The sequence below is a fragment of the Pseudomonas lactis genome (assembly GCF_001439845.1).
Taxonomy (GTDB): Bacteria; Pseudomonadota; Gammaproteobacteria; order Pseudomonadales; family Pseudomonadaceae; genus Aquipseudomonas; species Aquipseudomonas lactis.
The window spans coordinates 1-22,483 of the sequence record NZ_JYLO01000019.1 but is presented as its reverse complement, the minus strand read 5'-3'; the positions used below and the strand labels follow the sequence as shown (position 1 = coordinate 22,483).

Sequence of the window (22,483 nt, the reverse complement as noted above, 5' to 3'; positions counted from 1 at the left end):
TTAGCCAGATCATGCAGGTTGCAATAAACGACGATATCAGGCGGGCGTAATGCACTCCCCTGTGGGCTGGCTTGCCTACGATAGCCATAGGTCTCTACACAACTTTGTAGCCTGTAGCAGCCCACGGTAACCACGATGCGAAGCGAGCCGCTCTTGATCTTGATCTGCTTTTGATCTTGATCTGCTTTTGATCTTGATCTGCTTTTGATCTTGATTTCAGGCGCCCCGTTAAACCACGCTGGCCGGAATTCGACAGGGATTTGGGGGGTAAACCGGCAGGGATGCCGGTTTAGCCGCCCCGCGCCATGGATGGCGCGTGGCGGCGGCCCCCCAAATCACTGGCGGATTACGGGCACACCGAGCCCAGGCGAGGTGCCGAGTGGTGGGGCAAGAGCGCTTTGCTTACTTTCGCGCTTTTCGAAAGTGAGCCGCCGTCAGGGCGGAACCCTAGGTGGCCGTTACCTAAATAACGGATATGTACCCGGTCCAACTGTGTTGACTGCCAGGCCGCCTTCGCGAGCAAGCCCGCTCCCACAATTTGATCGCGGGGCGTCAGCTAGATAGGTGTCGGCTGGTAGGCCGCCATCGCAGGCAAGCCAGCTCCCACAGTGTTCGATGTAGTGTCAGTTTCAGGAAGATGAAGTTTTATTTAGGAAACATTCAGCAACTTCTTGGCAAAATGTCGCCACTTCTAGTGTGAACGCTCACCAGGTAATCCTATGACCCGCATTTTGACCATCGAGGATGACGCCGTAACGGCCCGCGAGATTGTCGCCGAGCTGAGTAGCCATGGACTGGACGTAGATTGGGTGGACAACGGCCGCGAGGGCCTGGTCCGCGCTGTGAGTGGTGATTACGACCTGATCACCCTCGACCGCATGCTGCCCGAACTCGATGGCTTGGCCATCGTCACCACGTTGCGCACCATTGGGGTGTCCACGCCGATCCTGATGATCAGCGCCCTCTCCGATGTCGACGAGCGCGTGCGCGGCCTGCGTGCTGGCGGCGATGACTACCTGACCAAACCGTTCGCCTCGGATGAAATGGCCGCCCGTGTCGAGGTGCTGCTGCGGCGTAAAAGCACGGTCCAGGAATTCGAAACCGCCCTGCGCGTGGCCGACCTGGAACTGAACCTGATCAGCCGCGAAGCCAGCCGCGCCGACCAGCCGCTGACCCTGCTACCCACCGAATACAAACTGCTTGAGTTCCTGATGCGCAACACCGGGCAGATCCTGTCGCGGATGATGATTTTCGAGGAAGTCTGGGGCTATCACTTCGACCCCGGCACCAACCTGATCGACGTGCACATTGGCCGTCTGCGCAAGAAAATCGACCCACCGGGCCTCACGCCGCTGATCCGCACGGTACGAGGCTCGGGCTATGTCATTGCTGAACCCCTCTAAAGGCTGGCGCTCTTCCAGCAGCCGCTTGCTGGCGCTGTACAGTTCGTTGTTCGTGGCCTGGAGCTGCATCCTCATGGGGGTGCTGTACTACGAAGTGTCGGGCTACCTCAGCGACTTGTCGCGCCATTCCCTGCTGCAACGCCAGCACCTGTTCCAGCGTTTTGACGGCGAAGAGCTGGTGGAGGCGCTCACCACCAGCATGACCTTCGACATGAAGGGCGTGGACGCCTATGGCCTGTTCGATGAGCACTTTCGTCCCTTGAGCGGGCCGATCCGCGCCGTACCACCCGACTTGCCGCTGGATGGCAAGATCCACGCCCTGACCAATTGCGTGCAATCGGATGACCCCAAACTGCCCAAGGACAGCTGCGACGCGGTGGCCACCCACACCGAAGACGGCCGCTGGCTGGTGTTGGTGCGCGCCAACGGCTCGCTGTTCGGGGTCACACGGATTATCTGGCACGCCCTGCTGTGGGCGCTCTCTTTGACCATCATCCCCGGCGCTGCTGGCTGGCACCTGCTGCGCCGTCGCCCGTTGCGGCGCATTCGTGGGATCCAGGCCAGCGCCGAGGCCATCGTCGCCGGCGACCTCACGCACCGCCTGCCGCTGTCCGACCGGCGCGACGAGCTAGACATGCTCGCCGCCATCGTCAACGCGATGCTCGACCGCATCGAAAAACTGATGAACGAGGTCAAGGGCGTGTGCGACAACATCGCCCACGACCTGCGCACCCCCCTCACCCGCTTGCGCGCCCAGCTTTACCGCATCAAGCAACAAGCCGAGGAAGACTCGGCCCACGCGGTAAAGCTCGATGACGCCATCGCCGAAACCGACACCCTGATGGCGCGCTTTCGCGGGCTGCTGCGCATTTCCGAACTGGAAGACCACCAGCGCCGCTCCGGCTTCCTGGTACTGGACCCGCTGCCGTTGCTGCGCGAGCTGCATGACTTCTATCTGCCCCTGGCCGAAGAAGGCGAACTGGAGTTGGTGTTGCAGGCGCCTGACTCACTGCCGTGGATTACCGGTGACCGTGCGCTGCTATTCGAAGCCCTGGCCAACCTGCTGAGTAATTCGATCAAGTTCACCCCGCCCAAGGGCAAGGTGATCCTGCGGGCAGTCAACGACCTGGGCAGTACGCGCATCGAAGTGCTCGACTCCGGGCCAGGCATTCCGGCTGCCGAGCGCGCCTCGGTGTTCCAGCGCTTCTATCGGGTCGATGAGAGTGATCAGCAAGGCGGTTTTGGCCTGGGCCTGTCGATTGTGGCGGCGATCATCAACTTGCATGGTTTCAAACTGGAGGTTGGCACCAGTGAACTGGGCGGCGCCCGCTTGGTGCTCGAATGTCGCCAACAATTGATGCCGGAATAAGCGTGCCCTAGAGCACGCTACCCATGGCCTTGATCAACGCCGGGTCACGCGCATAAATATCCGGCGCGTACACCAGCTCGCCCTGGCGATCCACTTCCACGGTCCAATACCCCAACAGCACCGGTACCGGCGTGGCCAGCCTGAATTCATGCGTCTCGCCGGTCGCCAGCAGCTCATCGGTGCGGGTGCGTTCGGCCGGCGTTACCAGCAGGTCGCGCAATAACAACGGTTGCTCGACCCGCACGCATCCTGAACTGAACGCCCGCGGGCCCTTGGTGAACAAGGGTTGGCTGGGGGTGTCGTGCAGGTACACCGAATACGGGTTGGGAAAGCGCATCACAATCTTGCCCAGCGGGTTACGCGGGCCGGCCTGCTGGCGCAGCAGGATATTGCCGGGGCGCGCCCAGTCGACCTGGTCGGGGGCCAGCGGGTGGCCTTCGGCGTCGAGCACTTGCAGGTTTTGCTGGCGCAGGTATTCAGGGTTGAGGCGGATGGCGGGCAGTTTGTCCTCGCGCATGATGGTCGGCGGGATGGTCCAGGTGGGGTTGAGGGTCAGCCGGGTGATGCGCGACTTGAGCAACGGCGTCTGGCGTTCGGCCCGGCCCACTTGCAGGCGGGTTTGCCACACTGGGATGCCGCTCTGGTACACGCTCAGTTGCGCGGCGGCCACATTGACCACGACGCCTTCAGGCTCCAGGTCCTGGGCCAGCCAGCGGAAGCGCTCCAGGTTGATGCGCAGTTGTTCACGACGCATCGCCGGGCTGATATTGAGTTCGGCCACGGTGCCGGCGCCGATCACGCCGTCGGCCTGCAACGAGTGGCTGAGCTGGAAGGCTTTCACCGCCTTGACCAGTTCGCCCTGGTACTGCTTGCCGTTGCCGCTGGGTAACTGGGCCAGGTAGCCGCCGCTGTGCAGGCGCCGCGCCAGTTCCGGCACGCGAGGGTCATTCATCCCAGGACGCAACAACGTGCCCTCGGCGACCGGGTCCCAATGGGGCAGCGGTTGCTGGCGCACGCCGGCATAGGCATTGCGCAGGCTGCGGTACAAATCGGCGCTGGGCCGGGACTGATCGAAGGCTTGGGCCATGTCGTGCAGGCCGGTGGCGGCGAACGCCAGTACCTCGGTATTCGGGTCGCCACTGGGTGGCTGGGAGTGCCAGAGGGGCTCAAAACGCGATTGCTGCAGGCGCCCGTAGTGCAAATCCTGCAGAGCTTGCAGGTACTGCTGGCTGTTGGCGATATCGCTGCACAGCACGTTGGCCGTGGCATCCGCCGCAGGCAAGCTATAGTGGGTGGGGTCCAGGCCATCGTCGGCAAGCATCAGCAACTGGGCATGCAAGGCTTGCCGGCGTTCGTCAGCCGCCCATAGCGGGGCATCGCCCTGCTGCTGGTAAAAGGTTTGCAGGCGCGCCAACGCGGCGGCATCGATACGCGGCGCAAGATGCGGGCAGACACTGGTCAACTGCGCCAAGGCCTGTTGCAGCGGCGCGAGCGCGACCGGTGCAGGGGTGGTGACGGGCAGTGGTTCTAACGGCAGCGTTTCGGCTGTAGCGACCAATGGTGCAACGAGCAGGCAAATGCTCAAGTAACATGCGTGTTTTTTGAACAATTGACTTAGCTCCACTCCACAGCGGGGACTCGACTGTAGATGCTGACTTTTATACGCAGGCGCAGGCTAACCAGCCTGGGCTTGATCACCGGGTGCCTGGCTTTATTGAGCAATGTTGCGCTCGCCGCCAATGGCACCTCTCTTTCCCTGTATAGCAGCCTGGCGCGCTCTGCTCCAGAACTCAATCCCACCGTCCTCAAAAGCGCCCTGAGCGCCGTGCAGTGCGCGGTCAATAACGGCGAGGAACGTTCCGATCGCCTAGCGGTTATTGACTACTCCCAGCCCTCGACCGCCCGTCGCCTGTGGATCTTCGACTTGCGCAAAAAGACCTTGGTATTGCGCGACCTGGTGGCCCACGGTGCCAAGTCCGGGGAAAACTTCGCCACCCAGTTCTCCAATCTCGAAGGCAGCCACCAGTCGAGCCTGGGGTTGTTCCGCACCCAGGAAAGCTACCTGGGCGCCCATGGCTACTCGCTGCGCATGGATGGCTTGGAGCCGGGCTTCAATGACCAGGCCCGCGACCGCGCCATCGTGATTCATGCCGCCGATTACGTCAGCCCGTTGTGGAGCAAGCGCGAAGGCCGCATTGGCCGCAGCCAGGGTTGCCCGGCCGTGCGCCCGCAGGTCGCCCGCCAAGTGGTGGACAAGCTCAAGGACGGGCAGTTCATGTTTTCGTGGTACCCCGACCAGCGCTGGCTGAAGTCATCGACCTACCTCAATTGCAAACCCCAGCAGGTGGCGAGTAGTCGTACAATCCGTGGCGGATAGCCTGTCCCCATAGATAAAAGAGAGCGTCGCATGCTTCTACACACCTCCACCTGGATCGAAATCGGGCAGTTCCTGGAACGCAGCCGCACGGTGGTGATTCCCATCGGCTCCAACGAGCAACATGGACCCACTGGCCTGTTGGGCACTGACTGGATGTGCCCGGAGATCATCGCCCACCACGCCCAGAAGCACGCCGACATCCTCGTCGGCCCGACCTTCAATATCGGCATGGCCCAACACCACCTGGGCTTTCCCGGCACCATCTCCCTGCGCCCTTCCACCTTTATCGCTGCGATTGGCGACTGGGTGCGTTCGCTGGCCGGGCATGGTTTCGAAAAGATCCTGTTCCTCAACGGCCACGGCGGCAATATCGCCACGATTGAAGCGGCGTTCTCAGAGCTGTACGCCGAAGCCAGCTTCGCCCGCCGCCCGGCCGGGTTCGCGCTGAAGCTGGTGAACTGGTGGGACCTGGAAGGCGTCACCGACCTGGCCCAGCGCCAATTCCCGGTCGGGCATGGCAGCCACGCCACGCCGTCGGAAATTGCCGTGACGCAGTGGGCGTATCCGGATTCGATCAAGTCTGCCGAGTACTCACCGCAAATCGCCAACACCGGCCCGATTCGCGAAGCCCTGGACTTCCGTGCGCGCTTCCCTGACGGCCGCATGGGCTCGGACCCGGCCTTGGCCACCGTGGAGAAAGGCGGTGAGTTGGTGGCGTTGGCGGCGCAAGGACTGGTCAAGACCGTCGACAGCTTCAGCAACGAAGCCAAACCCTGAGCCAAATGGGGCCAATACCCTGTGGGAGCGGGCTTGCCCGCGAAGGCGGTGTGTCAGCCACTGAATCTTCAACTGAACCACCGCTTTCGCAGGCAAGCCAGCTCCCACATTGGTTACAGGGTGGGGTTGCGGTGCATGTGCGGGTTTATTTGCAATCCTGGGCGGCCTGCTCAAGCCGTGACGGCTTGATCGCCGAAGCCAGCGGCTTGCGCTCATACAGGAACACCTTGGTGCCGTCCTGGGACTTGTAGGCCTCCAGCACATCATCGGCGGCAATCTTGCTGGTCAACAGCACCTTGGCGTGGCGCGAGTTCTGGGTAACGGTCGAGGTGATGCCATGCTTTTCCAGCTTGGGCAATACGCATTGCACATAGCCGTCGGGGGTCTTGTTGGTTTGCAGGGTCAGCGATGGGGCATTGGGCGCCGTGATACAGCCGGTCAGCAACAACGAAGCACAAGCCAGGGCCGGGGCGAAGAAAGAGCGCATATTCATTCCTGAAAATAACCAAATAGGGTTCACAACCATTCGCGGGTCAACCTGCGCGAACCAGGGCCTTGAGCGACGCATCGAACTGCTTCAGGGCATCTTGCTGTACATCGCGTTGTTGCTCGATCAGTGCAGCAATCTCCGGGGCCGCCTTGTCGTGCACCCACACGGACGGCACGTGCTTGTCCACCGAGCCTTCGGCCTTGGCGATAAACTGCAGGTTCGCATCAAAGAAGCGTGCGACAAAGCGCGCCTCGACCCGGTCATTACGCTGGGTGAGCAATTGGTTATGGGTATCGAGCACCACCACCACATCCGGGTGCGCCTGCACCAGGGCATCCAGGCTGCTATAGACCGTCACCGAGGCAAAAGTGCCCTGCAACGAGTGCATCAACCAGTCGATCGCCAGTTCCGGGTCGGAGCTGTTGACGAACGCCTCGCGAATCCGCCCATCCAGCGGATCCTTGGCGCCGTTCAGTGCCATGGCGTGGTAGCGTTCGAGGTAGCTGAGGTTGTCGCGGGTGTTTTCACTGAACAACACCCCCACCGACTGGGCACGCTGCAGGGAGTCTACGCTACCCACCAGGGGCAGCAAATGGCCTGTACGCACTTGATCGGCCATCGCCGGGGTGGTCATGACCGCGGTGCCCAGCATCAGGGCCATCAAAGCCAACTGGATAATCGTCCTCATCGCGCATTTTCCTTGGGCTGCGTCTCGATGTGCCGATTCTGCGCGTTTGGCGAAAAAACAGAACTTGTGATCCTTGATGGTGACTATCATTTGAACCGATAGTGTCAGGCCGCCCATAAAATCTATAAGGACCCCGCCATGAAGCCCTACCAGAAAATCTTCGATCGTATCCGCGAGGCAGTACTGCCAGAGTTTCGCGAGCGGGTCGCCGACTACCTGGTCGAGTACGAAACCGTGCTGCTGGACTCAAACGCCGACGCCGCAAAAGGCAGCGCCAGCGCCGAGCAACTGCGCGGCTACTTGCGCGGTTTGAACACCATGCGCGTGCTGGGCATGGCTGATTGGGAAGACCTCGACCGGCGTGTCGCCCAGCAGGCAGAGCTAGAGCGCGGGCCGTCGCAGCTCGACCCACTCGCGCACTGACGGCCGCTGCCACTGGCGTTGCGCGTAGGCCACCAGTTGCGTGGGTACGGCGTCACCATTGAGGATCAGGCGATTGAGCATCACCGCCAGGTCCACATCGGCAATCGACCACTGGCCGCACAGGTACTCGCGGTTATCCGCCAGCAACGCTTGCGCCGCGCTGATCAACTTGGTCGCGGCGGCTTGAGCGTCTGCTGACAACGGCGGCCTCTTCTGCCCACAGAACACCACCAGCGTCGAGCGCTCCTGGCGAATCGGCAGCAGGTCGCTGCGTAGCCACGCCTGGACCTGTCGCGCCCTCGCCCGCTGCTGCACATCCGCCGGGTACACGCTGGTCTCGGGGTAGGCCTGGTCCAGGTACTCGGTGATGGCCGAAGACTCCGACAGCGCAAAATCACCATCTACCAGGGTCGGCACGCGCTGGGTCAGGGAGCGTTGGGCGAAATCTGCCGCTTGGTTCTGCCGGGCATCGAGGTCCAGGGTGAGGGTCTCGAACGCCAGGCCTTTTTCGCGCAAGGCGACAAACACCGACATGGCATAAGGGCTGGTAAACAGCGAATCAACGTAGAGGTGCAGCGGGCCTTGGCTCATGGGCAATCTCCTGGGATGAGCCATCACGCTACGAGATCCGGGCCGATAAAGACAATGCAGGGTTTTTATGGGGGCATTCCTGGCGGGAATAGCGCGGGTAGTGGCAATATTATGGCTACCGCTGATTTTCAAGGAAGGAACAGCACATGAAACAAGCAGTTGTGGTTATCCACGGCATCGGCGAGCAGCGCCCAATGGACACCTTGCGCGGCTTTGTCGAAGCGATGATCCCCACGGACACCCCCGATGGCAAACCTCTGTACTGGAGCAAGCCGGATCGGCTGTCGCGCAACTTCGACCTGCGCGTACTGAAGTCCTCGGGCCGCACCTCGACGGATTTCTATGAGTACTACTGGGCCCACAAGATGCAGGGCACCAAGCTCGGCCATCTGCTGGGCTGGCTGTGGGACATCTTCAAGCGCCCGCGGCGCGACATTCCCGACGCCATCGTGCCGATCTGGCGTAGCACGCGCTGGACGGTGTTGGCGTTACTGCTATTGATTGCCAGCGGCGCACTGGCCGCAGCCTGGGGTCAGTTGCCCGCCAACGACAACCCCTTCGCGCTGATCCCCCTGCTGCTCGCGGCCATGGGACTGGGGCTGCGCTATTCGGCGCTGGCGTACCTGGGAGATGCCGCACGCTACTTAAGCCCCAACCCGCAGAACGTGAGGGTGCGCGAGCAGATCCGTGCCGATGGTGTCGACCTCCTGCGTGCGCTGCACAACCAGGGTGACTACGAGCGCATCATCGTCGTGGGCCACAGTTTGGGCAGCGTGATTGCCTACGACATCGTCGGCTACCTCTGGCATGAATACCACGACCAACTGACCCAACTGAACCCCAGCAACCGTGAGCTGGCGGCCCGTTATGCCAACCGCGAACCGCTGCAACCGGTGGTCAAGGAGGCCCTGCCCGCCGCTGGCGCCTTACTGGACGGCAGCCTGGGCAGCCTGTTGAATTTTCGTCAGCAACAGGCCGAGGCATTCGTCGAACAGCGCGGCCTGGGCAACCCCTGGCGCATCACCGACCTGGTCACGGTCGGCAGCCCGATGGCCCACGCCAGCCTGTTGCTGGGCCGCAGCGTCAGTGACTTCCAGCAGCGCATGGAGCGCCGCGAAGCCCCGGCCTGCCCGCCTACCGAAGACACCCAAGGCTACGGCTACAACGCCCGCCAACCGCTGATGCTCGGCCAAAAGCCCTTCACCCCGCACTACCTGCACCACGCCGCAGCCTTTGCCGTCACGCGCTGGACCAACCTGTACTTCCCTGCCCCCTTCGGCGTATTCGGCGACATCGTCGGCGGCCCGGTCAAGCCGGTGATGGGCGGCGGCGTGCTGGACTTGCCGGTGACCGTGGGCAATGGCAAAGGCTGGCTGGCCAGATCCTGGCTCAGCCACACCCATTACTGGAGCGAACGCGGCGGTACACAGGGTTACCTCAGTGCACTGGGCAAGGATGAACAGGCGATCACCCAAGGCCCGCGCCCTTCGGCCACTGAAGCATTGCGGTGGGCAATTGACCTTAAGGGGGTGCGGCGGTTTCGACGTGTTGGCGCCCAGCAAAGCCTGGCGCCAGAACATGCCTAACCGGCGAAGCCACCGGCCTTGAGGAAGGCGAGCTCTTCATCGGTGCTCGCCCTGCCCAACACCCCATTGCGATGCGGAAACCGCCCGAACCGCTCAATGATATCGGCATGCTCCTTGGCCCAGTGATAGGTGCTGTTATCCAACTGCCGGTTCAGGGCCAGAGACCGTTGCTGGTCCTGTGGGTCTTCCGAATGCTCAAAAGGCAAATAGCAGAACGCGCGCAACTGAGGTTCGACCTGTTGATCCAACCCCGCGTCCACCATCTTTCGCGCATACAACCGGGCCAGCGGGTCGGTGGCGAACATGTGTGCCGTGCCGCGAAAGGCGTTGCGCGGGTACTGGTCCAGCAGGATCAGTAACGCCAGCGCGCCATCCGCCGTGGTCAACCAGTCTTCGAGTTCACGCCGCGCCGCCTGCATATGGGTGGCGTGGAAGCGGTCACGAAAGTCCGCATCGAACTCTTCGTCCTTGGCAAACCAACGCTTGGGCCCCGCCTGTTTCCAGAACGCGATTACCGCTTCGGCCGATTGAGGGGTCATGCTTACCTCGCTTAATGTTATAGAATAACGTCAATATTGTGCCTGCGTGTGATCCTTAACTTATGACTGACGCTATGACTTTACGCAAACGCCTGCTGTCCATCGACGCCCTGCGCGGCCTGGTGATCCTGTTCATGTTGCTGGACCACGTGCGGGAAACCTTCTTGCTGCACCGCCAGGTCAGCGACCCCATGAGCATTGACAGCACCGAGCCAGCGTTGTTTTTCAGCCGCACCCTCGCTCACCTGTGTGCGCCGGTGTTTGTGCTGCTTACCGGATTGTCGGCGTGGCTGTATGGCCAGAAATATCAGGGCCGTCGCGACGTGTCGGCATTTTTGTTCAAGCGCGGGCTGTTCCTGGTGGTGCTGGAATTCACCCTGGTCAACTTCGCGTGGACCTTCCAACTGCCGCCCAGCGTGATCTATATGCAAGTGATCTGGGCCATCGGCATCAGTATGATCGCCCTTGCCGCGCTGGTCTGGCTGCCGCGCGCCTGGCTGATCGGCGTGGCGCTGGTGATTATCGCCGGGCACAACCTGTTGGATGGGCTGCATTTTGCAGCCGGTTCGATGTGGCACGTGCCGTGGACGATCTTGCATGAACGCAACTGGATTGAAGTGTCTGACAACCTGCGCCTGCGCACCACCTACCCGGTACTGCCATGGATCGGTGTGATTGCCCTGGGCTACGGCCTCGGGCCATGGTTTGCCAATGCCACGCTGCCGGCTGTGCGTCAGCGTTATTTGCTGATCGCGGGGGTGGGCGCGTTGGTGGGTTTTGGGCTGTTGCGCGCGCTTAATGGCTACGGCGAGCAGCCTTGGCAGGTGTATGACAGCGGCGTGCTGACGCTGATGAGCTTTTTCAACATCACCAAGTACCCGCCTTCGCTGTTGTTCCTGGCGTTGACCCTGGGGATTGGCTTGCTGTTGCTGCTGGCGTTTGAACGCGCCGGGCATAAGCGCTGGATCGGGGTGCTGGCGGTGTTCGGCGCGGCGCCAATGTTCTTTTATCTGTTGCACCTCTATGTATTGAAAATCCTCTATGTCGCCTGCGTTGCGCTGTTTGGCCTCAACCATGGCAATTATTTTGGCTTCGACGGTATCGGTGCGGTGTGGTTGGCAGCGCTGCTGTTGCCGATTGCCCTGTACTTGCCCGTGCGTTGGTTCGCCGGCCTGAAAGCACGGCGGCGCGACCTGGCGTGGCTCAAATACCTCTGACCTGATGCAGGCAACTGTGGGAGCGGGCTTGCTCGCGAAGGCGGTGCGTCAGCCACTGCTGCTGTGACTGAAAGACCGCCTTCGCGAGCAAGCCCGCTCCCACAGTTTTAACCGCGCCGGGCTCAGGAATCAGGCCAGTTCGGCACGCAGTTGGCGAGCGGCGGTGACCATATGAATGAGCGCCGCCTCGGTCTCCGGCCAGCCTCGCGTCTTCAAGCCGCAATCGGGGTTCACCCATAAGCGCTCTGCCGGAATCCGCTTGGCGGCCTTGCGCAGCAAGTTGGCCATTTCCGAGGCATCCGGCACCCGTGGCGAGTGAATGTCGTAGACCCCCGGGCCGATCTCATTCGGGTAGGCGAAGGCTTCGAACGCGTCGAGCAACTCCATGTCCGAGCGTGAGGTTTCGATGGTGATCACGTCGGCATCCATGGCGGCGATGGACTCGATCACGTCGTTGAATTCGCTGTAGCACATGTGGGTGTGGATCTGGGTTTCATCGCCCACGCCACTCGCGCACAAACGAAACACTTCAGTCGCCCAGTCCAGGTAGTGCTGCCACTGCGCCTGGCGCAACGGCAAGCCCTCACGAAAAGCCGCTTCGTCGATCTGCACGATCTTGATACCGGCCGCTTCCAGGTCCACCACTTCGTCACGAATCGCCAGGGCCAGTTGCCGGGCCTGCACTTCGCGGCTCAGGTCTTCCCGTGGGAACGACCACATCAACATGGTCACCGGGCCTGTGAGCATGCCCTTCATCACCTTGTCGGTGAGGCCTTGGGCATAGCGAATCCACTCCACGGTCATGGCTTTCGGGCGCATCAAGTCGCCGACAATCACCGCGGGTTTCACACAGCGCGAACCATAGCTCTGCACCCAGCCAAAGCGGGTGAACGCGTAGCCATCAAGTTGCTCGGCAAAGTACTCGACCATGTCGTTCCGCTCGGCTTCACCATGCACCAGCACATCCAGCCCAAGATTTTCCTGCACCTCAACCGCATGCTTGATCTCACTGTGCATGGCTTCGATGTATTCGGCTTCGCTCAACTTGCCCGTCTTGTACGACTGGCGCGCCAGGCGGATCGACGCGGTCTGTGGGAACGAGCCGATGGTGGTGGTCGGGAACAACGGCAGGTTAAGCCCGGCCCGCTGTTTTTCGATGCGCTGGGCAAACGGCGACTGACGCTGGCTGTCCAGCGCCGTGATGGCGGCGACACGGGCCTGAACAGCGGGTTTATGGATACGTGACGATGCAGCACGAGCCACCTGCACGGCGCGGCTTTCGGCCAGGGCGGCGAGTACGTCAGGTGCTGACGGCTGGTCAACCGCCTTGGCCAGTAGCGCCACTTCCGCGCACTTTTGTACGGCAAAGGCCAGCCAGCTTTTCAGTTCGGCATCCAACTGCTCTTCCCGCTCAAGATCCACCGGGCTGTGCAGCAGCGAGCAGGACGGCGCGACCCACAGGCGATCGCCCAATTTCTCATGGGCATGCTGCAAGGTAGCCAGAGCTTTTTCCAGGTCGCAGCGCCACACGTTTCGGCCGTTGACCACACCCAGGGACAGCACCTTGTACGCTGGCAGGCGGTCGAGGATCGTCGGGTACTGGTCCGGTGCACGCACCAGGTCGATATGCAAGCCATCCACCGGCAGGTTGGCGGCCAGGCCGAGGTTTTCTTCCAGGCCGCCGAAGTAAGTGGCCACCAATTTTTTCAGCGGGTCGCGCTGGATCAGGTTATAGGCGCGCTCAAAAGCGTTCTTCCACTCCTGGGGCAGATCAAGCGCCAGGATCGGCTCGTCGATCTGCACCCACTCCACGCCCAAATCGGCCAGGCGCTGGAAGATCTGGCCATACAGCGGCAGCAGTCGTTCGAGCAGGTCGAGCTTGTCGAAGTCAGCGCCCTTGGCCTTGCCCAGCCACAAGTAGGTCAGCGGGCCGATCACCACCGGCTTGACGCTGTGTCCCAAATCGAGGGCTTCCTGGACCTCTTCGAACAACTGGTCCCACGCCAGGTAGAATTGCTGATCGACGCTGAACTCCGGCACCAGATAGTGATAGTTGGTATCGAACCACTTGGTCATCTCCTGGGCATGGGCTCCGCCGCAGCAGCTGTCGCTGACGCCACGGGCCATGGCGAACAAGGTATGCAGAGTGGCCTGGCCATCGGCCGGGCGGAATCGCTCAGGCACCACGCCGAACATCAGCGAGTGGGTCAGCACCTGGTCGTACCAGGCAAAATCACCCACCGGCAACAGTTCGATGCCGGCTTGCTGTTGCAGCGCCCAGTGGGTGCTGCGCACATCACGGCCAACGGCGCGCAGGCCGGCTTCGTCGAGCTCTCCCTTCCAGAACGCTTCCTGCGCTTTTTTCAGTTCACGATCGCGTCCAATGCGTGGAAACCCGAGGGAATGAGCGACTGCCATGACTTACAACTCCGATGGTGTGATTGATGGCGGTCATTGTCGGCAGAGGGGTTTCTTGAGACAAACTCATTTTGTTCTAGATCATCACAAGATTTACTCATGTTTAGGTGGGCCTGATTTTAGCGGCGCTACTGTAGGGTTTGCGGTGCCAGGGCTGGCGTCATCGCGGCCTCGCTTAGGTTCGAGCGCTCCCACAGGGGGACGGGGTGATTCTTATGAACGGTCATACTTACGCCCTATGCTTAACGTGGCGCGCAAAAACCGCCGGCTAACCTTTCGATCTGTTCCAAGTGCGGGCACAATGCGTGTCCTTTTTTGGCAGGCACCGCCGCAGGCTCTCAAAAATGATCAAAACGCCGTACTACCTCATCGATAAACAGAAGCTTCTGGTCAACATGCAGAAGATTGCCTACGTGCGCGAACAGTCTGGCGCCAAGGCTCTGCTGGCGCTCAAGTGCTTTGCCACCTGGTCGGTATTCGACTTGATGCAGCAATACATGGACGGCACCACCTCGTCGTCGCTGTATGAACTCAAGCTCGGTCGCCAGAAGTTCGAAGGCGAAGCGCACGCCTACAGCGTGGCCTGGGCCGACGATGAAATCGAAGAGATGCTGGAGAACTGCGACAAGATCATCTTCAACTCCATCAGCCAGCTGCAGCGTTTTGCCGAACGCAGCGAAGGCAAGACCCGCGGCCTGCGCGTAAACCCACAGGTGAGCAGCTCCGACTACCTGCTGGCCGACCCGGCGCGCCCGTTCAGCCGCCTGGGCGAGTGGGACCCGGTGAAGATCGATGGCGTGATCGACCAGATCTCCGGTTTCATGTTCCACAACAACTGCGAGAACGGCGACTTCAGCCTGTTCGACAAGATGCTCGGCACCATCGAGGAACGCTTCGGTACGCTGCTGCACAAGGTCAAGTGGGTCAGCCTCGGCGGCGGCATCCATTTCACCGGTGAAGGCTATGCACTGGACGCATTCTGCGCGCGGCTCAAGGCCTTCTCCGAGAAGTACGGCGTGCAGGTCTACCTGGAACCCGGCGAAGCGGCGATCACCAACAGCGCCTCCCTGGAAGTCACCGTGCTCGACACCCTCTACAACGGCAAAAATCTCGCCGTGGTAGACAGCTCCATCGAAGCCCACCTGCTGGACCTGCTGATCTATCGCCTCAACGCCAAGCTGGCGCCGAGCGAGGGTGAACACACCTACATGGTGTGCGGCAAATCCTGCCTGGCCGGGGACATCTTCGGCGAGTATCAATTTGATCGTCCGCTGGCCATCGGCGATCGGCTGTCGTTCATCGACACCGCAGGCTACACCATGGTCAAGAAAAACTGGTTCAACGGCCTGAAAATGCCGTCCATCGTAGTGAAACAACTCGACGGTACTGTCGAGGTGGTTCGTGAATTTGGTTACGACGACTACCTGTCCAGCCTGTCCTGAGCTGGCGGATAAAGGAGAGATAAAGCAATTGAAAAAGAACGTTCTTATCATTGGTGCAGGAGGTGTCGCCAAGGTGGTGGCCCACAAGTGCGCGCAGCACAACGACGAACTCGGTCGTATTGCTATCGCGTCGCGCAACATCTCCAAATGCCAGGCCATCATCGACAGCGTCAAGGCCAAAGGTAGCCTCAAGGTTCCCGCCGATATCCAAGCCTTCACGCTGAACGCCCTGGACGTGGAAGCGACCAAGGCCCTGATCCGCGAGACCGAATCGCAGATCGTCATCAACGTCGGCTCCGCCTTCCTCAACATGTCGGTACTGCGTGCCTGCATCGACACGGGCGTGGCTTACCTGGACACCGCCATCCACGAAGAGCCGGGCAAGGTCTGCGAGACCCCGCCGTGGTACGGCAACTACGAGTGGAACCACCTGCAAGAGTGCAAACAGAAGAACATCACCGCCATCCTTGGCGTGGGCTTCGACCCAGGTGTCGTCAACGCATATGCCGCGCTGGCGCAGCAACAGCATTTCGACCGCATTGATTCGATCGACATTCTCGACGTCAATGCCGGCTCCCATGGCAAATACTTCGCCACCAATTTCGATCCGGAAATCAACTTCCGCGAATTCACCGGGCAGGTGTGGAGCTGGCAGAACAGCCAGTGGACCAGCAACACCATGTTCGAAGTCAAACGCACCGACGACCTGCCGGTAGTCGGCTCGCAAAACCTCTACCTCACCGGCCACGATGAAGTGCACTCGCTGTCGAAAAACCTCGACGTGCCCAACGTGCGTTTCTGGATGAGCTTCGGCGAACACTACATCAACGTGTTCACCGTGCTGAAAAACCTCGGCCTGCTCTCCGAACAGCCGGTCAAGACCGCCGAAGGCCTGGAAGTGGTGCCGTTGAAAGTGGTCAAGGCCGTGCTGCCCGACCCGTCTTCGCTTGCGCCTGGCTACACCGGCAAGACCTGCATCGGTGACCTGGTCAAAGGCACCAAGAATGGCCAGCCGCGTGAGATGTTCATCTACAACGTGGCTGATCACGAAGAGGCCTATGCCGAGACCGACAGCCAGGGCATCTCCTACACCGCAGGCGTACCACCGGTAGCCGCTGCGCTGCTGGTGGCGCGTGGCGAGTGGGATGTCAAGCACATGGCCAACGTCGAGGAACTGCCGGCCGAGCCGTTCCTCAAGGCGCTGGATGTGATGGGCTTGCCGACTCGGATCAAAGACGAGAACGGTGATCGGGCCTGGGATGCGACGGCCTGATAGGCGATAGCTGACCGAGCAAAAAGAATGCGCCCCTAGGGGCGCATTTTTTGTGTGGGCTCACCTACAGCGCGAAGAACAATGAGGATCAAAATGTGGGAGCTGGCTTGCCCGCGATGGCGGCGTGTCAGTCAATTAATCTGTCACTGAACTGACGCTTTCGCAGGCAAGCCAGCTCCCACACTGAATCTGCAGCGCAAACGGAGCTTCGGTTCATTCCAGATTCCGCGCCGAATTACTCAACGCCCTTGAGCACTGCAACAGCGCCGGCGCCAGTTGCCGTTCGGCATCCGCCTGGCACCAGCGGCTGGTCGGCGCCACCACATGCACTGCGGCCACGGGCCGGCCATTGCCGCCCAGCACCGGCGCGCCGATGGTCATGTCGCCGAGGAACAGTTCCTGAGTGTTCACCGCATAGCCCTGCGCCCTCACCTGCTCCAAGGAGGCCATGATCGCCTCGACGTCGGTCAGCGTGCGGCTGGTATGCGCCACTCGCTGGCTGTTCTCGATCAACGCCAACGCCTCCTCCTGCGGCAACGCACTCAAATACGCCCTCCCCGACGCCGTGCAGTACATCGGCACCCGTGAGCCAATCGGCATATGGACCGGCACGAACCCTGCGCTAACAAAGCGCGCGATGTACGTCATGTCGTAGCCCGCCGGCTCGGTAAGGCACGACGTCTCGCCGGTCAATCGGGTCAACTCGGACAAGAACGGGTTGGCCACTTCGATCAACGAATGCGCATCCAGGTAACTGAAGCCCAGCTCCAATACCCGGGGGGTGAGTTGGTAATGGCGTGTGCGTGAGTGTTTCCGAAGGTAACCCAGGCTTTCGAGGGTGAACACCATGCGCTGGGCCGAGCTTTTGGTCATACCGGCGGCCTCTGCCACCTCTGCAAGGCTCATGCTACGGCGTTGTGCGCTAAAAGCCTTGAGCACCGACAGGCCTTTTTCCAGGGATTGGTTGTGCAAACTGTTGCGGTCTTCGGACATGGCGAACTCGCGGGCAGGTGGCTCAGGCGTGGTGATATTTCTACCTTAAAAGCTGATTAATGACCATTAAATATCGCATATCGATACGAAAGGTTCATTTTTAAAACTTTCTCCCATCATTTACGATTTTTCTGATTCGAAATGGCATAGAGCTTGCGATTTCATCGGCAGCCGCTTGCGGTACTGACTTTCCGTTTTCCGTCTGGAGTAACCCGATGAACAGTCTTTCGCCCTTGTTTCGCCGCCTTGCCTTCGGCCTGTGCGCCACGCTCTGCATCAGCGTCGCGCACGCAGGCAGTGCGTCCTCGTACAAAGTCGGTGCAACCGCCAGTGGTTCGCCGTTTACCTTCCTGGATATCAAGAGCAACAGCATCCAGGGCGTGATGGTCGACGTGGCGGAAGCCGTCGGCAAGGCCGGCGGGTTCAGCAGCCAGATCGAGCAGACCAACTTTGCCGCGCTGATCCCGTCCCTGACATCCGGCAAGCTGGACTTTATTTCCGCCGGCATGCTCAAGACCCCGGAGCGTACCCAAGTGGTCGACTTCAGCGCCCCGGTTTACGCCTATGGTGAAGGGCTGATCATCAGCGCCGACGACGATGCCGCCTACCCTGACCTTATGCCGCTCAAAGGCCAGGTCGTCGGCGTGCAAGCCGGCACAATCTTCTACGACCAACTGAACAAGCTGGGCATCTTCAAGGAGATCCGCACCTACGACTCCATCGGTGAGATGGTTCGCGACCTGTCCCTGGGCCGCATCAAGGCCGCCGTGGGTGACCAGCCGGTGGTGGCCTACCAGATCCGTCAAAAGCTGTTCAAAGGCGTGAAACTGGCGCCTGACTACAAGCCCACTAACGTCGGCGAAGTGTGCCTGGTGGTGCGCAAGGGCGATGCCGCAACCCTTGAGCGCCTGAACACCGCCATCGCCAGTATCAAGGCCGACGGCACGCTGGACAGCATCCTCAAGAAATGGGGGCTGGACGCCCAGGAGCGCCCATGAACCTGGCTGAGTTCCTGCAGAACGCCCAGGACTTCCTGCCGATCCTGCTGCAAGGCGCCTGGGTGACGATCCAGATCACCGTGCTGTCGTTCCTGCTCAGCAGCGCCCTCGGCCTGGTGCTGGCGCTGCTCAAGCTGTCGCCGATTCGCGCGCTGTCCTGGACCGCCAGCACCATCATCAACGTGATCCGGGGGCTGCCGATTATCGTGCAGCTGTTCTACATCTACTTCGTGCTGCCGGACATGGGCATCCATCTCACGGCGTTTTATGCCGGGGTGATCGGTATGGGCATCGCCTACTCGGCGTACCAGGCAGAGAACTTCCGCACCGGCATCATCGCCGTCGAACAAGGCCAACGTGAAGCCGCCGAAGCCTTAGGGATGCGCACGGGGCTGATGATGCGCCGGGTGATCCTGCCCCAGGCGTTTCGCATCGCCCTGCCGCCCTACGGCAACACCCTGGTGATGATGCTCAAGGACTCCTCGCTGGTGTCGACCATCACCGTCGCCGAGATGACGCGCCAGGGCCAACTGATCGCCTCATCGACCTTCCAGAACATGACCGTCTACACCCTGGTCGCCCTGCTCTATCTGTTGATGAGCCTGCCACTGGTGTATGGCCTGCGTCGCATGGAGCAGTACCTGGGCCGGAGGAAAAAAGCATGATCGAGATTCGCCAGCTGCAAAAACACTACGGTGACCACCACGTCCTGCACGGCGTCGACCTCGACGTGGCCAAGGGCGAAGTGGTGTGCCTGATCGGCCCCTCGGGCTCGGGAAAATCCACCCTGCTGCGCTGCATCAACGCCTTGGAAGCCTACGACGGCGGGCATATCAACGTGTTCGGCGAAACCGTACAACGTGGCAGCAAGACCGTACACGCTCTGCGCAGCCGCATGGGCATGGTGTTCCAGCGCTTCAACCTGTTCCCCCATCGCACGGTGCTGGAAAACGTAATGGAAGGCCCGGTGTACGTCAAAGGCGAATCGCCCCGCCAAGTCCGCGAAGAAGCCCTGGTGCTGTTGGAAAAAGTCGGCCTGAGCGCCAAGGCCGACGCCTACCCCGAACAGCTTTCCGGCGGCCAGCAGCAACGCGTTGCCATCGCCCGCGCCCTGGCGATGAAACCCGGCGCCATGCTGTTCGACGAACCCACCTCGGCCCTCGACCCGGAACTGGTCGGCGATGTGCTGGCGGTAATGCGCACCCTGGCCGATGAAGGCATGACCATGATCGTGGTCACCCACGAAATGGGCTTTGCCCGCGAAGTGGCCGACCGCGTGTGCTTCCTGCACGGCGGCTACATCGTCGAAAGCGGCCCCGCTGAACAGGTGCTGGGCAACCCGCAGCATGCGCGCACCCAGGACTTCCTGCGGCGCGTGCTGCACCCCACAGGCAACACGCGGAGCCTGTCATGAAATCGTTGTGGTCGGCGACTGCGCCGTCAGTGGTGCCAACACCGGCATTGAACGAGTCGGTGAAGGTCGACGTGGCGATTGTCGGAGCCGGATATACCGGTTTATCGACGGCGCTGCACTTGGCAGAGCGTGGCGTGCGCGTGTGTGTGCTGGAGGCCCATGAGCCAGGCTGGGGTGCCTCGGGGCGCAACGGTGGGCAAGTCAACCCCACGCTCAAATATGACCCGCAGCAGCTGGTACAGAAGTACGGGCCGGAACGCGCCGAGCCGTTGATCGCCACGGTGTCGAACTCGGCGGACCTGGTGTTCAAGCTGATCGAACGCCATGGCATCGATTGCGCGCCGGTGCGCAAGGGCTGGATGCAGGTGTCGTACAGTGAAAAGGCGGTGGCCGGGCTGCATGCTCGGGCCGAACAATGGGCCCGACGCGGCGTACCAGTTCAGCGCCTGGATGCCACGGCGGTGGCGTCACGCATGGGCAGCTCGGCGTTTGCCGGCGGCTGGCTGGATGGCCGTGCCGGGGCCATTCAACCCTTGGCGTATGCCCGCGGGTTGGTGGCCGCGGCGTTGGCGGCGGGCGCACGGGTGCACGGCCACAGTGCGGTGACAGGCTTGCAGCGCCAGGGTTCGGCTTGGCAGTTGCAGACGGCCGGCGGTGCGCAGGTCACGGCAGATCAAGTGGTGCTGGCCACCAATGGCTACAGCGATCACTTATGGCCCGGCATGGCCCAGAGCGTCCTTGCGGCCAACAGTTTTATCGTCGCCACCAAACCATTGAGTGGCCGCGCAGCCGAAAGCATTTTGCCAGGCCAGGAAACCGTGTCGACCGCGCAACGCTTGCTGCTGTATTTTCGCAAAGACGCGTATGGGCGCCTGCTGATGGGCGGCCGCGGCCTGTTCAACGACCCCACCGGGCCGGCCGATTTTGCCCACCTGGAGCGCTCCCTGGCGCTGCTGTTTCCGCAACTGGGGCCATTGGAATTCGACTACCGCTGGGCCGGGCGCATCGCAATCACGCGGGACTTCATGCCCCATGTCCACGAACCGGCGCCGGGGCTCACCCTGGCGTTGGGTTGCAATGGGCGCGGGATCGCGTTGTGTACCAGCCTGGGTCAGCAATTAGCCGGGCGGTTGTGCGACAGCACGGCAGACTTCGCCTACCCGATAACGCCGTTGCAGCGCTTGCCCTTGCATCGCTTGCAGCGGTTCTACATTGGCGCGGGCGTGGCCTGGTATAGCTTGTTGGATCGGTTGAACGTCGGTTAAATCGCCAATCGCTCTTGAAACTGTCAATTCCAACAGGTTACCGCCTACTTGAATGCCGTTAGTCTGAGCGAGCCAGTCCTCGATTGGCTCACCCATTCACCATGTGCGAAAGGAATCGTCCATGAAACGGCAGACCTCTTCAAACAACTTCACGGCACGCTTGGCTGGCCTGGTCTATAGCACCTGCTGCTATCTGGTTTTCTTATTCACCTTGCTTTACATGATGGGCTTCATGGGGGCTGTGGTCGTACCCAAACACATCGACTCCGGCGCGCGCATCGACTGGGCGCTGGCACTCATGATCAATACGTCACTGATTATTGTGTTTGGCGTCCAGCACAGCGCCATGGCGCGTAAACGCTTCAAGCGCTGGCTGGCAGTCTTCGCCCCGGCAGCGGTGGAGCGCTCCACCTATGTGCTGCTCTCCAGCCTGATGCTCGCGCTGCTGTTCTGGCAATGGCGGCCCATTAGGCACACCGTTTGGGAGGTTGACGCCGCCTGGGCCAAGGCACTGCTAACCGGCCTGTTCTGGCTGGGCTGGGGCATCGTGGTGCTGGCAACCTGCTTGATCAGTCACTTCGAGTTGTTCGGGCTGAAACAGGCCATTGATCGCTGGCGCAACGCCCCACAATCGGGCCCGGCATTCAGGACGCCGCTGCTCTACAAAGTCGTGCGTCATCCGCTGTACCTGGGCTTCCTGATCGCCTTTTGGGCAACGCCGCATATGACTGTGGGGCATCTGCTGTTTGCGCTGGGGATGTCGGTGTATCTCTTCATCGGCGCCCGTTTCGAAGAACGGGATTTGGTGGCGCTGTTTGGTGAGCGGTATCGGCGTTATCAGCGTGAGGTAGGCATGATCGTGCCGCGTCTCAACAGGCCCCGCCACTAACCCACTGTCCTGATCGTTCCCACGAACAATAAAGATCAAAATGTGGGAGCTGGCTTGCCTGCGATGGCGCTGTGTCAGCCAGCACATCCGGCACTGAAAAACCGCTATCGCAGGCAAGCCAGCTCCCACAGAGGATTTGCGGCGTCAGGATATTTCTCACAACTGTTTCAGGTTGTCGCTCGGAATTTCGCTGAATAACCTGTGGACCGCCCCCTCTGGCAGGATAGTTGTCACCCTCCAGTTTTCCCCAGATAGGCGGTAAAGGACACCGATGTGGCCCGTTATTCCCATGAGCGAAAAGAAGCCGTGCTGAGCAAGTTGTTGCCGCCTT

At 61.2% G+C, this 22,483-nt stretch carries 21 protein-coding genes; 14 read left to right on the top strand and 7 right to left on the bottom strand.

Annotated features, from left to right (window positions below; all coding sequences use genetic code 11):
• Positions 1-719 precede the first annotated feature (719 nt).
• Together TX24_RS26890 and TX24_RS26885 are read left to right on the top strand one after the other, a co-directional pair.
• Positions 720-1,403 (top strand): response regulator transcription factor, encoded by a 684-nt coding sequence (locus tag TX24_RS26890; RefSeq protein WP_003191687.1) that lies wholly within the window; start codon positions 720-722, stop codon positions 1,401-1,403.
• A complete protein-coding gene (locus tag TX24_RS26885) occupies positions 1,381-2,772 on the top strand; it encodes a sensor histidine kinase (RefSeq protein WP_057711779.1) in 1,392 nt (463 codons plus the stop codon). Before TX24_RS26890 ends, TX24_RS26885 begins: the two co-directional genes overlap by 23 nt.
• A 7-nt stretch (positions 2,773-2,779) precedes the next feature.
• Here the strand turns inward: TX24_RS26885 and TX24_RS26880 are convergent, their stop codons facing one another.
• A complete protein-coding gene (locus TX24_RS26880; protein WP_057711778.1) occupies positions 2,780-4,381 on the bottom strand; it encodes a L,D-transpeptidase family protein in 1,602 nt (533 codons plus the stop codon).
• Positions 4,382-4,420: 39 nt separating this feature from the next.
• Here TX24_RS26880 and TX24_RS26875 point away from each other — a divergent pair, with 39 nt between their 5' ends.
• Together TX24_RS26875 and TX24_RS26870 are read left to right on the top strand one after the other, a co-directional pair.
• The gene (locus TX24_RS26875) at positions 4,421-5,149 is read left to right on the top strand and encodes a murein L,D-transpeptidase catalytic domain family protein (RefSeq protein WP_003191690.1); all 729 of its coding nucleotides are present in this window, start codon (positions 4,421-4,423) and stop codon (positions 5,147-5,149) included.
• Positions 5,150-5,179: 30 nt separating this feature from the next.
• Positions 5,180-5,926 carry a creatininase family protein gene (locus tag TX24_RS26870; RefSeq protein WP_044274105.1) on the top strand — a complete coding sequence of 249 codons (747 nt, stop codon included), beginning with the start codon at positions 5,180-5,182 and terminating at the stop codon, positions 5,924-5,926.
• A gap of 145 nt (positions 5,927-6,071) precedes the next feature.
• Here TX24_RS26870 and TX24_RS26865 read toward each other — a convergent pair whose 3' ends face one another.
• Together TX24_RS26865 and TX24_RS26860 are read right to left on the bottom strand one after the other, a co-directional pair.
• Positions 6,072-6,413 (bottom strand): hypothetical protein, encoded by a 342-nt coding sequence (locus tag TX24_RS26865; protein WP_034135746.1) that lies wholly within the window; start codon positions 6,411-6,413, stop codon positions 6,072-6,074.
• Positions 6,414-6,459: 46 nt separating this feature from the next.
• Positions 6,460-7,104, bottom strand: coding sequence for a hypothetical protein (locus TX24_RS26860; RefSeq protein ID WP_057711777.1), 645 nt, complete (start codon positions 7,102-7,104; stop codon positions 6,460-6,462).
• A gap of 138 nt (positions 7,105-7,242) precedes the next feature.
• On the opposite strand from TX24_RS26860, the gene TX24_RS26855 reads away from it, so the two are divergent.
• Positions 7,243-7,527, top strand: coding sequence for a hypothetical protein (locus tag TX24_RS26855; RefSeq protein ID WP_034135748.1), 285 nt, complete (start codon positions 7,243-7,245; stop codon positions 7,525-7,527).
• Here the strand turns inward: TX24_RS26855 and yfcF are convergent.
• On the bottom strand, positions 7,486-8,118 hold the full coding sequence (gene yfcF / locus TX24_RS26850) for a glutathione transferase (RefSeq protein ID WP_057711776.1): 633 nt from the start codon (positions 8,116-8,118) through the stop codon (positions 7,486-7,488). The two genes, TX24_RS26855 and yfcF, sit on opposite strands and share 42 nt — an antisense overlap.
• Positions 8,119-8,264: 146 nt before the next feature.
• On the opposite strand from yfcF, the gene TX24_RS26845 reads away from it, so the two are divergent.
• Positions 8,265-9,704, top strand: coding sequence for an alpha/beta hydrolase family protein (locus tag TX24_RS26845; protein ID WP_057711775.1), 1,440 nt, complete (start codon positions 8,265-8,267; stop codon positions 9,702-9,704).
• On the opposite strand, the gene TX24_RS26840 is transcribed toward TX24_RS26845, so the two are convergent.
• Entirely contained in the window at positions 9,701-10,243 is a 543-nt protein-coding gene (locus TX24_RS26840) for a DUF924 family protein (RefSeq protein WP_057711774.1), read from the bottom strand. The two genes, TX24_RS26845 and TX24_RS26840, sit on opposite strands and share 4 nt — an antisense overlap.
• 62 nt (positions 10,244-10,305) lie before the next feature.
• Between TX24_RS26840 and TX24_RS26835 the strand changes: the two genes are divergently transcribed.
• Positions 10,306-11,460 carry an acetyltransferase domain-containing protein gene (locus TX24_RS26835; RefSeq protein ID WP_047711024.1) on the top strand — a complete coding sequence of 385 codons (1,155 nt, stop codon included), beginning with the start codon at positions 10,306-10,308 and terminating at the stop codon, positions 11,458-11,460.
• A 129-nt stretch (positions 11,461-11,589) separates the two neighbouring features.
• On the opposite strand, the gene metE is transcribed toward TX24_RS26835, so the two are convergent.
• A complete protein-coding gene (gene metE, locus TX24_RS26830) occupies positions 11,590-13,878 on the bottom strand; it encodes a 5-methyltetrahydropteroyltriglutamate--homocysteine S-methyltransferase (RefSeq protein ID WP_057711773.1) in 2,289 nt (762 codons plus the stop codon).
• Between the two features lie 344 nt (positions 13,879-14,222).
• On the opposite strand from metE, the gene TX24_RS26825 reads away from it, so the two are divergent.
• Positions 14,223-15,320, top strand: a complete 1,098-nt coding sequence (locus tag TX24_RS26825) for a carboxynorspermidine decarboxylase (RefSeq protein ID WP_003191705.1) — start codon at positions 14,223-14,225, stop codon at positions 15,318-15,320.
• A gap of 28 nt (positions 15,321-15,348) precedes the next feature.
• Entirely contained in the window at positions 15,349-16,593 is a 1,245-nt protein-coding gene (locus tag TX24_RS26820) for a saccharopine dehydrogenase family protein (protein WP_003191706.1), read from the top strand.
• 213 nt (positions 16,594-16,806) lie between these two features.
• Here the strand turns inward: TX24_RS26820 and TX24_RS26815 are convergent, their stop codons facing one another.
• On the bottom strand, positions 16,807-17,586 hold the full coding sequence (locus tag TX24_RS26815) for an IclR family transcriptional regulator (RefSeq protein WP_003191707.1): 780 nt from the start codon (positions 17,584-17,586) through the stop codon (positions 16,807-16,809).
• A 215-nt stretch (positions 17,587-17,801) separates the two neighbouring features.
• On the opposite strand from TX24_RS26815, the gene TX24_RS26810 reads away from it, so the two are divergent.
• From TX24_RS26810 to mddA, 5 genes are all read left to right on the top strand, one after another.
• On the top strand, positions 17,802-18,584 hold the full coding sequence (locus TX24_RS26810; protein WP_003191708.1) for an ABC transporter substrate-binding protein: 783 nt from the start codon (positions 17,802-17,804) through the stop codon (positions 18,582-18,584).
• A complete protein-coding gene (locus TX24_RS26805; RefSeq protein ID WP_003191710.1) occupies positions 18,581-19,249 on the top strand; it encodes an amino acid ABC transporter permease in 669 nt (222 codons plus the stop codon). Before TX24_RS26810 ends, TX24_RS26805 begins: the two co-directional genes overlap by 4 nt.
• Positions 19,246-19,998: an amino acid ABC transporter ATP-binding protein gene (locus tag TX24_RS26800; protein WP_057711772.1), complete on the top strand. Its 753-nt coding sequence runs from the start codon at positions 19,246-19,248 to the stop codon at positions 19,996-19,998. The genes TX24_RS26805 and TX24_RS26800 overlap by 4 nt, the downstream gene beginning before the upstream one ends.
• A complete protein-coding gene (locus TX24_RS26795) occupies positions 19,995-21,263 on the top strand; it encodes an NAD(P)/FAD-dependent oxidoreductase (protein ID WP_034135756.1) in 1,269 nt (422 codons plus the stop codon). The genes TX24_RS26800 and TX24_RS26795 overlap by 4 nt, the downstream gene beginning before the upstream one ends.
• A 121-nt stretch (positions 21,264-21,384) precedes the next feature.
• The gene (gene mddA / locus TX24_RS26790) at positions 21,385-22,152 is read left to right on the top strand and encodes a methanethiol S-methyltransferase (RefSeq protein ID WP_057711771.1); all 768 of its coding nucleotides are present in this window, start codon (positions 21,385-21,387) and stop codon (positions 22,150-22,152) included.
• Positions 22,153-22,483 lie beyond the last annotated feature (331 nt).